The 13,118-nt window shown below is 61.9% G+C and carries 13 protein-coding genes; 9 read left to right on the top strand and 4 right to left on the bottom strand.

The window, feature by feature from the left end; all coding sequences use genetic code 11:
- The first annotated feature begins 64 nt into the window (after positions 1–64).
- The 8 genes from O3301_RS02610 to O3301_RS02575 all read left to right on the top strand — a co-directional run bounded on the left by O3301_RS02610 (position 65) and on the right by O3301_RS02575 (position 8,434).
- Positions 65–940 (top strand): hypothetical protein, encoded by an 876-nt coding sequence (locus O3301_RS02610; protein WP_305055440.1) that lies wholly within the window; start codon positions 65–67, stop codon positions 938–940.
- 68 nt (positions 941–1,008) lie between these two features.
- Entirely contained in the window at positions 1,009–2,166 is a 1,158-nt protein-coding gene (locus tag O3301_RS02605; protein WP_305055439.1) for a sensor histidine kinase KdpD, read from the top strand.
- 128 nt (positions 2,167–2,294) lie between these two features.
- Entirely contained in the window at positions 2,295–3,749 is a 1,455-nt protein-coding gene (locus O3301_RS02600) for a circularly permuted type 2 ATP-grasp protein (RefSeq protein WP_099668036.1), read from the top strand.
- Positions 3,743–4,687: an alpha-E domain-containing protein gene (locus O3301_RS02595; protein WP_034787425.1), complete on the top strand. Its 945-nt coding sequence runs from the start codon at positions 3,743–3,745 to the stop codon at positions 4,685–4,687. The genes O3301_RS02600 and O3301_RS02595 overlap by 7 nt, the downstream gene beginning before the upstream one ends.
- Positions 4,687–5,496, top strand: a complete 810-nt coding sequence (locus O3301_RS02590) for a transglutaminase family protein (RefSeq protein ID WP_077404315.1) — start codon at positions 4,687–4,689, stop codon at positions 5,494–5,496. Before O3301_RS02595 ends, O3301_RS02590 begins: the two co-directional genes overlap by 1 nt.
- A gap of 91 nt (positions 5,497–5,587) precedes the next feature.
- Positions 5,588–6,466 carry a peptidase gene (locus tag O3301_RS02585; RefSeq protein WP_289897966.1) on the top strand — a complete coding sequence of 293 codons (879 nt, stop codon included), beginning with the start codon at positions 5,588–5,590 and terminating at the stop codon, positions 6,464–6,466.
- Positions 6,467–6,574: 108 nt separating this feature from the next.
- Positions 6,575–7,906, top strand: coding sequence for an alpha/beta hydrolase (locus O3301_RS02580; protein ID WP_305055438.1), 1,332 nt, complete (start codon positions 6,575–6,577; stop codon positions 7,904–7,906).
- Between the two features lie 102 nt (positions 7,907–8,008).
- Positions 8,009–8,434: a Fur family transcriptional regulator gene (locus O3301_RS02575; RefSeq protein ID WP_034787417.1), complete on the top strand. Its 426-nt coding sequence runs from the start codon at positions 8,009–8,011 to the stop codon at positions 8,432–8,434.
- 27 nt (positions 8,435–8,461) lie between these two features.
- Here O3301_RS02575 and O3301_RS02570 read toward each other — a convergent pair whose 3' ends face one another.
- The 4 genes from O3301_RS02570 to zigA are packed head-to-tail and all read right to left on the bottom strand — an operon-like array spanning position 8,462 to position 12,060.
- Positions 8,462–8,980 (bottom strand): GNAT family N-acetyltransferase, encoded by a 519-nt coding sequence (locus O3301_RS02570; protein WP_099668040.1) that lies wholly within the window; start codon positions 8,978–8,980, stop codon positions 8,462–8,464.
- 44 nt (positions 8,981–9,024) lie between these two features.
- Entirely contained in the window at positions 9,025–9,813 is a 789-nt protein-coding gene (locus tag O3301_RS02565; protein ID WP_305055437.1) for a hypothetical protein, read from the bottom strand.
- Positions 9,810–10,814, bottom strand: a complete 1,005-nt coding sequence (locus O3301_RS02560) for a GTP-binding protein (RefSeq protein WP_305055436.1) — start codon at positions 10,812–10,814, stop codon at positions 9,810–9,812. The genes O3301_RS02565 and O3301_RS02560 overlap by 4 nt, the downstream gene beginning before the upstream one ends.
- Before the next feature lie 19 nt (positions 10,815–10,833).
- Positions 10,834–12,060 (bottom strand): zinc metallochaperone GTPase ZigA, encoded by a 1,227-nt coding sequence (gene zigA / locus O3301_RS02555; protein WP_305055435.1) that lies wholly within the window; start codon positions 12,058–12,060, stop codon positions 10,834–10,836.
- A 390-nt stretch (positions 12,061–12,450) separates the two neighbouring features.
- Between zigA and O3301_RS02550 the strand changes: the two genes are divergently transcribed.
- Entirely contained in the window at positions 12,451–13,095 is a 645-nt protein-coding gene (locus tag O3301_RS02550; RefSeq protein WP_305055434.1) for a hypothetical protein, read from the top strand.
- Positions 13,096–13,118: the final 23 nt, after the last annotated feature.

Genomic DNA, 13,118 nt, shown 5'->3' with positions numbered 1-13,118 from the left:
TCGGGCAGCTTTTTTTTCGTGTGCGCGCCTGTGCCGCAAGGCGCGCTTCGGCGACAATGCCGACATGAAACGACTCCCTGCCCTGCTGCTGTTGCTTTGCCTGTCCCTGCCGGCCGCTGCCCAAAAACAAGCCGCCTGCCCGTACGCCGCCTGGAAAAGCGGCTTCAAGGGCGATGCGCTGGCGCAAGCCACGTGCCTGCTGCGTCCCGTCAAGCTGTATGCGCGCCTGGGCGACAGCGCGCCGCTGCCGGACTTCCTGGCCGCCCGCATCGGCCAGCGCGCGGGCATCGCGCCGGCCCGCCTGCGCGCCTGGCTGGCGGAACAGGGCATCGCCGAGGCGGACGTGGGCGGCGCCGTCGACGCGCCCCTGTCGCGCGCCGTGGGCCGGCTGGCCGCGCCGATGGCGCGCTATTTCGTCATCCACGACACCAGCTACCCGAATTTCTTGTTAGAAACCATTCCCGACCACATCAACGACGCCAGCTGGGATTTCAACGACTTCAGCCTGCGCAATCCGGCGCTGGGCGGCGGTCCGAAGGGCCATGTCTACGTGAACCGCCTGGGCGGCTCGCTGCAGGTGCGCGATTTCGGCACGGCCAGCTATGCCAGCAAGCTGGAAAAGGACAAGCCTTCGCTGACGGGCCTGTTCCTGCACGTGGAACTGGTGCAACCGCGCAACTCCGTGCCCGGCGGCAGCAAGGGCAACGATGGCCTGGCGCCCGATCCCGGCTTTACGCCCGCCCAATACGACCGCCTGGCCCTGCTGTATATCGCCGCCAGCGTGCGCAAGGGAACGTGGCTGATTCCCGCCTTCCACGCCGTGCTCGATACAGGGTTTGCGAATGGTCATGATGACCCACAGAACTTTTCGCTGACCGAGTGGTCAGCCTCGCTTTCCCGCCTGTATGCGGCCTTGCGCCAGGCCGAGACTGGACAATAAAGCGTTTCCCCGCCGGCTGATTAGGCGCATACTATTGCAAGCATAGTCACTGCGGTGAGGGAGGCCAGGTGAGCATCAGCACGGATCATCACGCGGGTCGCCAGGCCGGCGCGCACCAGCCATTGCAGCGCGCGCAGCGCATCTTTGCCATGCGCGACGCCGTCCTCGATGCCTGGGAACAGCGCGTGCGCGCCAGCGTGCGCGGCGCGGACCAGTTGCTCACGCCCATACTCATCAATACCTTGCCGGCCTTTTTCGACAATCTGGCCGAAGCCCTCACCCCCGGCCACCCGCGCGACAACGCCGCCAGCAACAGCAACGTGCCCGCCGTGCATGGCAACGAACGGGCGCGCATGACCAATTACGGCCCGGAACAGGTGATCCAGGAATACCAGATCTTCCGCGACTGCTTCGCCGCCACTGCGCATGAGTCCGGCATCACCCTGCGCAGCAAGGATTGGCAAGTGATCAACAAGTCGATCGACGTGGGCATCCGCGAGTCGATACGCGAATTTACCAGCATGCACGAAAGCTTCCGGCGCCGCGTCGCGGCCGGCCTGTCGCACGACATGCGCAATCCCCTGGCCGTCATCAGCACCAGCGCCCAGCTGCTGTTCAGGCCAGCCGACCCGGAACGGGTAGTATTGCTGGCGCACAAGATTGTCGAGCACAGCAAGCGGCTCGACAGCATGATCGAGGAATTGCTCGATGGCCTCAGCTACCACCAGGGCCAGCAGCTGCCGCTGGTGCTGAGCCAATTCGACGTGCTGCCGCTGGTACACGCCGTGGCCGGCCAGGTCAACTTGCAGCGGCCGGACAAATGCCGGGTCAGCGGGCAAGCCGTCACCGGCTGGTGGTGCGAGAACTCGCTGCGGCGCGCGCTGGAAAACCTGCTCGGCAATGCCCTCAAGTATGGCGACGACACGCCCATCAGCGTGCACGTGGAAGCGGTCCACGAACGCCTGATCGTCACCGTCCACAATGGCGGCCAGGCCATCGCGCCGGAGCAGGCCGCCCGCATCTTCGACTACTTGCGCCGCGAAAACGACAACCCCGCGCCAGGCTGGGGCATCGGCCTGCCCTTCGTGCAAAGTGTGGCGGAAAGCCACGGCGGCAGCATCGCCGTCGACAGCGCGTCCGAAACGGGCACCAGCTTCATCTTCGACGTGCCCGTCGATTGCCGCCCCTTCGTCCCGTCCGCCGACGTCCCCAAGAGTGGCGCCTAGCGCACCAAATTGGTGCAAGGAATGGCGCGACGCCACAAAAGTGGTCATATTTACACCTATTCACGTCCGCCCTGTTGGCACGCTTCCTGCTGAGCTATACCCAGACACGGCTCAAGGGAAATCACAACATGGCAAATTTTTTCAATGAAATGACTGCAAATGAAGTGGGTACGGACAGCAAGGTACGTGAACACTATCGTGAATTCAGCAATTGGCTGGAACAGCAATCGCCCGAGACCATCGCCCGCAAGCGGGCCGAAGCCGACCTCACGTTCCGCCGGGTCGGCATCACGTTCGCCGTCTACGGCGACGATGCCGGCACGGAACGCCTGATTCCGTTCGACACCATCCCCCGCATCATCCCCGCCGCCGAATGGGCGCAGATGCAGACGGGCCTGGTGCAGCGCGTGCAAGCCTTGAACATGTTCATCCATGATATTTATCATGAGCAAAACATCATCAAGGCGGGCATCATTCCCGCCGAGCAAATCTACAAGAATGCCCAGTACCGACCGGAAATGCAGGGTATTTCCGTCGCTTCCGACATCTACGCCCACATCGCGGGCGTCGACATCGTGCGCGCCGGCCAGGGCGAATTCTATGTACTGGAAGACAATTTGCGCGTGCCCTCCGGCGTGTCCTACATGCTGGAAGACCGCAAGATGATGATGCGGCTGTTCCCGGAACTGTTCGCGCGCAACCGCATCGCCCCCGTCGACCATTACCCGGACATGCTGCTCGACAACCTGCGTTCCGTCGCGCCCATGGGCGTGGACGACCCGACGGTCGTCGTCATGACGCCCGGCATGTACAACTCCGCCTACTTCGAGCACGCGTTCCTGGCCCAGCAAATGGGCGTGGAACTGGTGGAAGGCAAGGATTTGTTTGTCAACGACAATTCCGTGTACATGCGCACGACGCGCGGGCCGAAGAGGGTCGACGTCATCTACCGCCGGGTGGACGACGATTTCCTCGACCCGCTGGCCTTCCGTTCCGATTCCTCGCTGGGCGTGCCGGGCCTGCTGTCCGTCTACCGCGCGGGACGCGTAACCCTGGCGAACGCCATCGGCACGGGCGTGGCCGACGACAAGTCGATCTATCCTTTTGTGCCCGACATGATCAAGTTTTACTTGTCGCAGGAACCGATCCTCAACAACGTACCGACGTACCAGTGCCGCAAACCGGCCGATTTGTCCTACGTGCTGGCGAATTTGCCGACACTGGTGGTCAAGGAAGTGCATGGCGCGGGCGGCTACGGCATGCTGGTGGGGCCGGCGTCCAGCCTCGCGCAGATCGAGGATTTCCGCCAACGCCTGCTGGCCAATCCGGGCGGCTACATCGCCCAGCCGACACTTGCCCTGTCCGCCTGCCCCACGTATGTCGAGGCCGGCATTGCGCCGCGCCACATCGATTTGCGCCCGTTCGTGCTGTCCGGCAAGACAATTTCCATGGTGCCGGGCGGCCTGACCCGCGTGGCCCTCGGTGAAGGCTCGCTGGTGGTCAATTCCTCGCAAGGGGGCGGCACCAAGGATACCTGGGTACTGGAAGCCACATCCGCTTTTGCAGGAGAGAAAACATGCTGAGCCGCACTGCCGATCATTTGTTCTGGATGGCCCGCTACACGGAGCGGGCGGAAAACACGGCGCGCATGCTGGACGTCAACATGCAAACGTCCATGCTGCCCCAGTCCGAGCAGGACGCGGAACAAGGCTGGCGCGCCACCTTGGGCATTTCCGAGCTGCAAAGCGCGTACGACCACAAATATGGCCGCTTCCACACGCGCGACGTGCTCGATTTCATGGTGCGCGACCCGAACAACCCGTCTTCCATCCTCGCCTGCCTGACGGGCGCGCGCGAAAACGCCCGCGCCGTGCGGGGCACCCTGACGACGGAAGTGTGGGAAATCCAGAACGCCACCTGGCTCGACATGCAAAAGCGCCTGAAGAGCAATCTGCTGGAAACGGACCCCAGCCAGTTCTTCGAATGGGTGAAATACCGCTCGCATTTGTCGCGCGGGGTCACGTTGGGCACCATGCTCAAGGACGAGGCCATCCACTTCATCCGCCTGGGCACCTTCCTGGAGCGGGCCGACAACACGGCGCGCATCCTCGACGTGAAGTTCCACGGCGCGCGCGACACGTCGAAAGACATCACCCAGCGCGATTTCTACTACTGGGCGGCCCTGCTGCGCTCCGTGTCCGGCTTCGAAATCTACCGCAAGGTCTACCGCGACGTGATCACGCCGGCACGGGTGGCGGAATTGCTGATGCTGCGCGGCGACATGCCCAGGTCGCTCTTGGCCTGCATGGATGACGTGGTGGAAAACCTGAAACATATCCGCAACGACGTGTCGGCCGATACGGAGCGTTTCGCCGGCAAATTGCATGCGGAACTGAAATTCGGCCATATCGACGACATCATGAAGGCGGGCCTGCACCATACATTGACGGAATTTCTGGAAAACATCTATGACCTGGGCAACCGGGTCAGCCGCGACTTCCTCGTACCATTGGCGGCCTGATGCAGCTCACCATCCGCCACGAAACCCATTACGCCTATAGTGCGCCGCTGGCCTACACCATCCAGCAGCTGCACCTGACGCCGCGTATCGAGCCGCAGCAGCGCGCCCTGTCCTGGCATATTTCCACGCCGGGCCAGTGCCACGCCTACACGGATGCCTACGGCAATCTGTCGCACATGCTGACGATTAACGGCAGCCATCAGTCGCTGAGCCTGGTGGCGCACGGCGTGGTGGAAACCATCTACCCGCACAAGGGACGGCTGAACCTGGTCGATACCCTGTCGCCGCTATTGTTTACCATGCCGACGCCGCTGACCCAGGCCAATCCGGCCATCCTCGAGCTGACGGCCGCCAGCCTGCCGGACCGCCGCGTGACGGCCGGCACGGGCCATTTGCTGCGCCTGGCCGAGCACATCGTCGGCAAGGTCGCGTATGAAAGCGGCGCCACCATGGTCACCACCACGGCCGGCGACGCCCTGGCCCTGGGGCGCGGCGTGTGCCAGGACCACGCCCATCTGTTCCTCGCGTGCTGCCACGCCTGGGGTATCCCGGCCCGTTACGTGTCCGGCTATATCGATCCGGGCACGACGGGCCACGCGGCCAGCCATGCCTGGGTCGACGCCTGGGCGGAAGACACGGATTTCGCGGGCTGGGTCAGCATCGACGTCACGCATGCGCGCCTGATGACGGATGCGTATTGCCGCCTGGCCATCGGACGCGACTACGATTCGGCGGCCCCCGTGCGCGGCGTGCGCCAGGGTGGCGGCACGGAAACATTACGAGTCGATGTGCAGATCGTGCCCGTGTAAACGGCCAGGAATGAGGCTGGCCGGGCCTTGCAGGCGGCAGACCGGGCCCGGCTGGTGTAAAATGCTTCCCCTTTTGATTTGATTTACGACGATGACTTATTGCATAGGCATGCGCCTGAACGAAGGCCTGGTCTTCCTGTCCGACTCCCGCACCAACGCCGGCGTGGACCAGGTGGGCACCTTCCGCAAGATGAGCGTGTTCGAAAACCCGGGCGACCGCATGCTGGTCCTGATGACAGCCGGCAACTTGTCGATCTCGCAGGCGATCCGCCAGATCGTGTCCGAACACGTGGATGCGGACGGGCGCAGCATCTGGAACGTGGCCAGCATGTACGACGCGGCCCGCATCGTGGGCGAAGCCGTGCGCACCGTACACCTGCGCGAAGCGAAGGCGCTGGCCGACTGCGGCATCGATTTCAATGTCAGCATCATTCTCGGGGGCCAGATAGGCGCCGAGCGCTGCCGCTTGTTCCAGGTGTATTCGGCCGGCAATTTCATCGAATCGCACGATGAAAACACGTATTTCCAGATCGGCGAAGCGAAATACGGCAAGCCCATCATCGATCGGGTCATCAATCCATTCACGCGCCTGGACGAGGCTGCCAAGTGCGCGCTCATTTCCATGGATTCGACCCTGCGCTCGAACATTTCCGTCGGCTTGCCGCTCGACTTGCTCGTCTACGAGACGGGCAGCCTGGCCGTCACGCGCTTCGTCACCATCGATGAAAAGAACCAGTATTTCCGCATGATCCGCGATACGTGGGGCGAACAATTGAAGCATGTGTTCGAAGGCATCGTCGATCCCGTGTGGAATGCGGCGCCGGAAACGACGACGAACGTGCTGTCATCGACCAACATGCAAAGCAAGCCCGTGCGCGTGGCCATCCCCGAGCACGTGAGCCGCGGCGGCCTGACCGTGGCGCCCCTGCAATCCCTGGCGCAGCAGTTCAGCGACGACAAGCAGCATTGACCGTTGACAGGCCCGCTGCGCGGGACGCTGGACAAGTCGCTTTCCGCGTGCTTTTATGGCAATATGGGTTGAAATTCAATCCAGATTGACCTGAAAGGCAGGTGGCGCATGGACTTGATCACTTCCGCCGTCGTGGCAGCCATCGGGCATGGCGCGCCCGGCCATGCTCCCGAAGCCGTCGCCAGCCACTATGAACGGCTCAAGCAAGCCATCGCCAAGTTCGACGGCGCCGCCGCCATCCTGGCCGCCATCGCCGCGCTGGAAACCGAACCTGCCGATACCCGGCTGCAACTGGCCCTGGCGGCCGCCCTGTCCGCCGCGAAAGTGCCGGACGACATGGAAACCCTGTTTGCCGCGCAAGGCTTGCTCGATGCGGTGCAGCCCCCGCTGCGTCCATTCCCCCCGTCGCCCGCCCCTACCGACCAGGGCGCCGTCGTGTCGAACTATGCGGTGGTGAAAGTGTATTTCGCCACGGACCGCCAGCGCGACGTGGGCAAGCCGCCGGCCCAGCGCTTCAGCGGCGAACGCAACATCATGGGCGGCAATGGCCCCCTCAGCTATGGCAGCTGCGACGTCAGCATCCCCCGCGACCATCGCATGGGGCAGCTGGAATCGCCGTCGCTGTGGCGCCTGGAATTTCGCGACGACCCGGCCAAGCACGTGGTGCTGCTGTCGGCCGAGGTGCAAGACCGCGGCAACTTCTTTGCCGCATTAAAAACGCAGATCCGCGCCTCGGCTGGCAAGAGCGCCTTTATCTTCGTGCATGGCTATAACATGAGTTTCGAGGATGCGGCCCGGCGCACGGGACAGATGGCCTACGACCTGGGCTTTGACGGCGCGCCCGTGTTCTACAGCTGGCCGTCGCGCGGCGAAGTGGCCGGCTACACCATCGATGAAAACAATATCGAGTGGAGCACGCCCCACCTCGCCAGCTTCCTGGCCGACTTTCTTGCCAGCACGGAGGCGGCGCAAGTCTATCTGGTGGGACACAGCATGGGCAGCCGTGGCCTGGCGCGGGCCGTGGCCGACTTGCTGGCCGCGCAGCCGCAGCTGGCGCAAAAGATTACGGAAATCATCCTGTCTGCGCCCGATATCGACGCCGCCATCTTCAAGCACGATATCGCGCCGAAACTGGCCGCCGCGCGCAACCCCGTCACCTTGTATGCCTCGTCGCAAGATCTGGCCCTGGCCGCCTCGAAAGCCGTGCACGGCTACCCGCGCGCGGGCGACAGCGGCGCCGGCATGCTGATCGTGGCGGGCGTGGAAACCATCGACGCCACCGGGGTCGACACGAGCTTCATGAAGCACTCTTACTTTGCGGAAAAGCGCTCGGCCCTGTCCGACATGTTTTATCTGATACGCAACCAGGCGCGCGCCGACCAGCGTTTTCTCGACCCCGTCGATACGGTGGCCGGCCGCTATTGGACGTTCAAACCGTGACGCCGTTCCATCGAGTACGGCACGCATGCTAAGATACGGCCCAGAGGGTGGCAAAGGCACGGCGATGACGCCGCCAGCCGATCCCCCGCAAGCAGGCCTATCATGTTGACATCATCTTCTACACCGCAAGCCGAATCGCTGATCCGCAACACCAACGCCCGCGTCACCAAGACGCGCGTGAAGGTGCTCGACTTTTTAATGGCGCAAAGCCGTTCGCTGACCCACCATGAAATCCAGCAAGCGCTGTCGCAGGATAGCGACATCGATTCCGTCACCCTGTACCGGGTGCTGGAATGGCTGACGGAAAATGAACTGGTGCACCGCATCGCGGGCGCCGACCAGGTGTGGCGCTTCAGCGCGGGCGCCGGCCACCAGGCGCACGAACACGCGCACTTCCAGTGCACCAAATGCGCGAACGTCACCTGCTTCAATGAAGTCAAGCTGCCCCCGCCCGTGCTGTTGCCGGAAGGTTTCAGCGGCGGCGAAGTCGATTACCTGATCAAGGGCTTGTGCCCGCGCTGCAAGTAAACGGTACCGGCAGCGGTACCGGCGGCATTACCTGATCAATAAAGCCAGGTGATGCTCGTCATAGAATAGCTCGCCCACGCGCATCGAACGCGGTTCCGTGCCGTACGCGATAAATCCCAGCGATTCATACAGACCCAGGGCGGCATTGTTTTCCGCATTCACGCTCAAATGTACTTGCATGACGGCGGGGTCCGCTTCGGCCTGGGCGATGCAGGCGTTCACGAGACGCCGCGCCACGCCCTTGCCCCGCTGCGCCACATCGACGAACACGCCCCACAGCAAGGCCTTGTGCGATAGTTGCCGCATGGATTCGCGCCGCAAGCCGGCAAAGCCGACCAGGCGTTCGCCATCGAAGGCGCCAAACGCCCGGTGCAGCGGGCCGTCGGCGATGCGCTGCACGTGTTCTTCGGGCGTGCGCGCCAGCTCATCCTCGCGCGACGAGGAAAACGAGCTGGGCGAATCGAGGATGGCGCGCAGGCGCAGCGCGCAAAAGGCGGCGGTGTCGGCCGGCGTCAGCAGGCGAATGACGATTTCAGGTGCGGGCATGGTGGAATCCGGCAGTTTTTTTCCATTATACCCACGCCCCCGCCTCAGGCACGCACGCGGCGCAAACCCAGCAAGGTCCAGCCATACAGGGCCGCCATCAGCAGCACCATGGCCGCGCCGAGGGCCGCCGTCCAGCTTTCCGGCAACGACCAGGCCGGATCGAGCTTGCCGGCCGCCATGCAAGCGGCCATGGCCACGCAAATGGCGACGATGGGCCAGCCCAGGCGGCGCCGGAAGGCGCGCACGAGGTCAATCTGGCCAGTGCGCATGACTTTTGCCGTGACCCAGCCATCGAAGGTATCCGTCACGCCCATGCCGACGGCAAACACCAGGCCCGTGAGCAAGGCCGGCTGCATGCCGCCCAGCGCGACGGCCGCATAGCCCCAGGCGGCCGCTTGCAAGGCCGTGTCGAAGACCAGCGCGAACAGCATGCCGACGAGAATGGCGGCGAGCGGCCCGGATGCGCCCCGCAGCCAGCGCGGCAGCAGCCGGCCGCGCACCTCGGCCAGCTGGGCGCCGGCCAGCAAGCTGCGCGCATTCAGGGCCGCAATCAGCAGCAGCAAGCCGATGGGCAACCATTCCAGCCAGCCGAACACGGTTTCCGACGGTGAAAATTGCTGTGACGCCACGGCGGCCACGGCCACGATGGCCAGCACGGTGACGCCATGCCCCAGCGCAAACAGCGCGCCCATCCACGGCGTCCAGCGGGGCGCCGCGGCCTGGCTGCGCAGGGTCAGGCCGTCGACGGCGGCCAGGTGGTCCGGTTCCAGCCCATGCCGCATGCCCAGCAAAAAGATCAGCGCCAGGGCGGGCAAGCCCGCTTCCACGCTCACGCCGCCACCTCGGCGGGGCTGTCCGCCTTGGCCACGCAACGGTCCAGGCCACGGGTCAGCATATCCTGCGGCAAGTCGCGGCCGATGAAGATCATCTTGCTGGCGCGCGTTTCCCCGTCGTTCCACGCTGCGCCCAGTTCCGAGCCCATCAGCATGTGCACGCCCTGGAAGACGGCGCGGCACGGCACGTCGGCCACGTACAGGATGCCCTTGTAGCGCATCAGCTGGCTGCCGAACAGCTGCACCACGGCATCGAGAAAATTTTCCACCTGCAGCAAATCGAGGGGCCGGGACTGGTGATAGACGAACGATTGCACGCCGTCGCCATGGCGGTGGCCCAATTCTCCCAGGAAATCCGGCTCCAGCTCGACGATGGCGTTCAAATTGAAACCGCGGATGTTCAGGATATCGCGCAAGGGCACATTGCCAAAGCGCACTTTCTGGATGCTGGCGCGGCCATTGATGGCGACCAGGCGCTGGCGCAGCGCGGCCAGCTCGTCCTTGCCGACCAGATCCGTCTTCGACAGCAGGATGCGGTCGGCAAAGCCCACTTGCTCCTGCGCTTCCTTGTGCGCCGTCAATTGCTGCTGCGCATGACGCGCATCGACCACCGTCAAAATGGCGTCGAGCATGTAGTACTCGCTGACGGACGGTTCCGCAAAGAAGGTTTGCGCCACGGGACCGGGCGCGGCCAGCCCCGTCGTTTCGATGATCACGTGGTCGAAAACGATGGTGCCGGATTCGCGTTTGGCGTGCAGCTCGCCCAGGATGCGGATCAGGTCGCCGCGCACGCTGCAGCAGATGCAGCCATTGTTCATTTCCACGATCTGCTCGTCGCTGTCCTGCACCAGCAAGCCATGGTCGATGCTTTCGGCGGCGAATTCGTTTTCGATCACGGCGATGCGCACGCCGTGATCGCCCTGCAATATGCGCTTGAGCAAGGTGGTTTTCCCGCTGCCGAGAAAACCCGTGATGATGGTGACGGGGATCAATTCTGTCATATGTCTTTCCTATCGATGGTTAATCTTCCAGTTCTTCCATGCGCTGCCATTGGGGAAACGGGTCCGGCAGCTTGCGCCAGGCGGCCATGCCCTGGCGCGTTTCCGTGGTGTTGAGTTGGCATTTCTTCAAGTCCGCCTCGATGGCGGCCTGGTCCATGTCCTGGCCGATGAAGACGAGCTCCTGGTAGCGGTCGCCATACGGCTCGCTCCAGCCCGCCTTGACTTCCGCCAACGAGGCCGCATCCGTGGGCCAGCGCTCCTTCGGCACGGACGCCCACCACAGGCCCACGGGTTCGATATTCATCAGCTTGCCCGCGCCGGACAGGCTGGCCACCCATTCGGGCCGGCTGGCCAGCCAGAAATATCCCTTGCTGCGCACCACGCCCTTGATCGGCTGGGCGATGTAATCGTGCAGGCGCTGCGCGTGGAACGGCTCCTTCGCGCGGTAGACGAAGCTGCTGATGCCATACGTTTCCGTCTCCGGCGTGTGCACGCCGGCCAGCTCCTGGGCCCAGCCCGGCATGCCGGCTGCCTGTTCCAGGTCGAACAAGTTCGTGCCCAGGATGGCGTCCAGCGGCACGATGGACTGGTTCGTTTCGATGATGCGCGCGCCGGGATTCAAGGCTTTTAAAATGGCCAGCACGCGCAGGCGCTCGTCCGCCGCCACCATGTCGACCTTGTTGAGGACGATGACATTGGCAAATTCGATCTGTTCCGTGAGCAAATTGGCCAGCTGGCGGTCGTCGCCCTCGCCCGCGATTTCGCCGCGCTGCTCCAGGCTGTCTTCGCTGTGGAAATCGTTGAGCAGGTTGGCGCAGTCGACGACGGTGACCATGCAGTCGATGCGCGCCACGTCGTTTAGGCTGTCGCCGTGCTCATCCTCGAAGTCGAAGGTGGCGGCCACGGGCATCGGTTCGCCCACGCCCGTCGATTCGATCAGCAGATAGTCGAAGCGGTCTTCCGCGGCCAGGCGCCGCACTTCCAGCAACAGATCGTCGCGCAGGGTGCAGCAGATGCAGCCGTTCGACATTTCCACGAGTTTTTCTTCCGTGCGCGACAGGGCCGCGCCGGCCGCCGCCGCGCTGTCTTTCACCAGCGAAGCGTCGATATTGACTTCGCTCATGTCGTTGACGATGACGGCCACGCGCTTGCCTTCGCGGTTGCGCAGTATGTGGTTGAGCAAGGTGGTCTTGCCGGCGCCGAGAAAGCCGGACAGGACGGTGACAGGGAGTTTGCGCTGTGGCATGGGGATTCCTTAGGCTGGCTGAGTTGGCGAAGGTCGCACTAATGCAAATGAATTGCGTTTTCGAATTATAATGCAACCAACTTGCATTTGTCTGGCGATCTTTGCCTGCCACCGTGAAAAAGAGGAATCCATGCGCTACCAGCAGGATCAGTATCCCGGCCCTCGACGTGCTAGAGTGCGAACTCGTCGGCGATGCCATCGAAGTAAGCGCGTGGCGGCTGAACTGTTGTCGACAGCCCCTGGATGATGCGATGAAGACTGATTCTGCCCCCCGTGCAGACATACAGCCGTGCTTCTCAGCCGTGCGGCCGCGCGAGCATCACATCGGCTGGCTTCGATTTTATTAGCCCTTAGCAAGCCGCTCTTAAATATTTTATTCTCGCCTAGCCAATGAAAAAAATACTGATAATAAGCCTGCTCGCTCTCATCTCCATATATTCTTTTAAGAAAATGATTTACAACCCGTATATATGGAAACAAACCATTAACAGCCCTGAGCATAAATTGCAAATTGGAAGTTTTATTTTCAACAAAACAACAGGGGTTAATGGTGGAAGCCAAAGCATTCAAACGGATTATTACATTTTCAAAGTAATAGAGATCAATGGCGATCATGTTCGGCTTTCTGTGGTCAGGCAATTGTCGAAAAATAACACAATTTTACAATCCGACTTCTCGACCACAAAAGAGAATTTTGAATATTTAAAAAAACATATCAATAAAATTACAATTACAGGAATTTTGACAAAAGACTTATTCGTGGGAAATTATGAGCCATATACCGTGAATGATTATTTGCTAAAGAAGTATCCTTCATTGGAAAAATCAAGGTATTACTTCGAAGATATCCCTGAAGAGAAGAAAAATTTGCCGTTACCGACAGACAATAACAAACTACAGGATTATTTTAGTATAATCTATTCCAAAAAAGAAATTATTGAAAATGGCAAGCTTGCTCCCTGGGTTTTAAATAATAGCAATAATCCTGAATTGGCCAAAAGATCAGCAGAAGATATAGATTTGATACAAAATTAGATTTTGTCGCGCTTGATCAATTG

It is taken from the genome of Janthinobacterium sp. SUN211, from assembly GCF_030587315.1.
In the GTDB taxonomy this organism is placed as follows: Bacteria; Pseudomonadota; Gammaproteobacteria; order Burkholderiales; family Burkholderiaceae_D; genus Janthinobacterium; species Janthinobacterium kumbetense.
The sequence above is the reverse complement of the archived record's forward strand: the minus strand, read 5'-3'. Positions and strand labels throughout refer to the sequence as shown.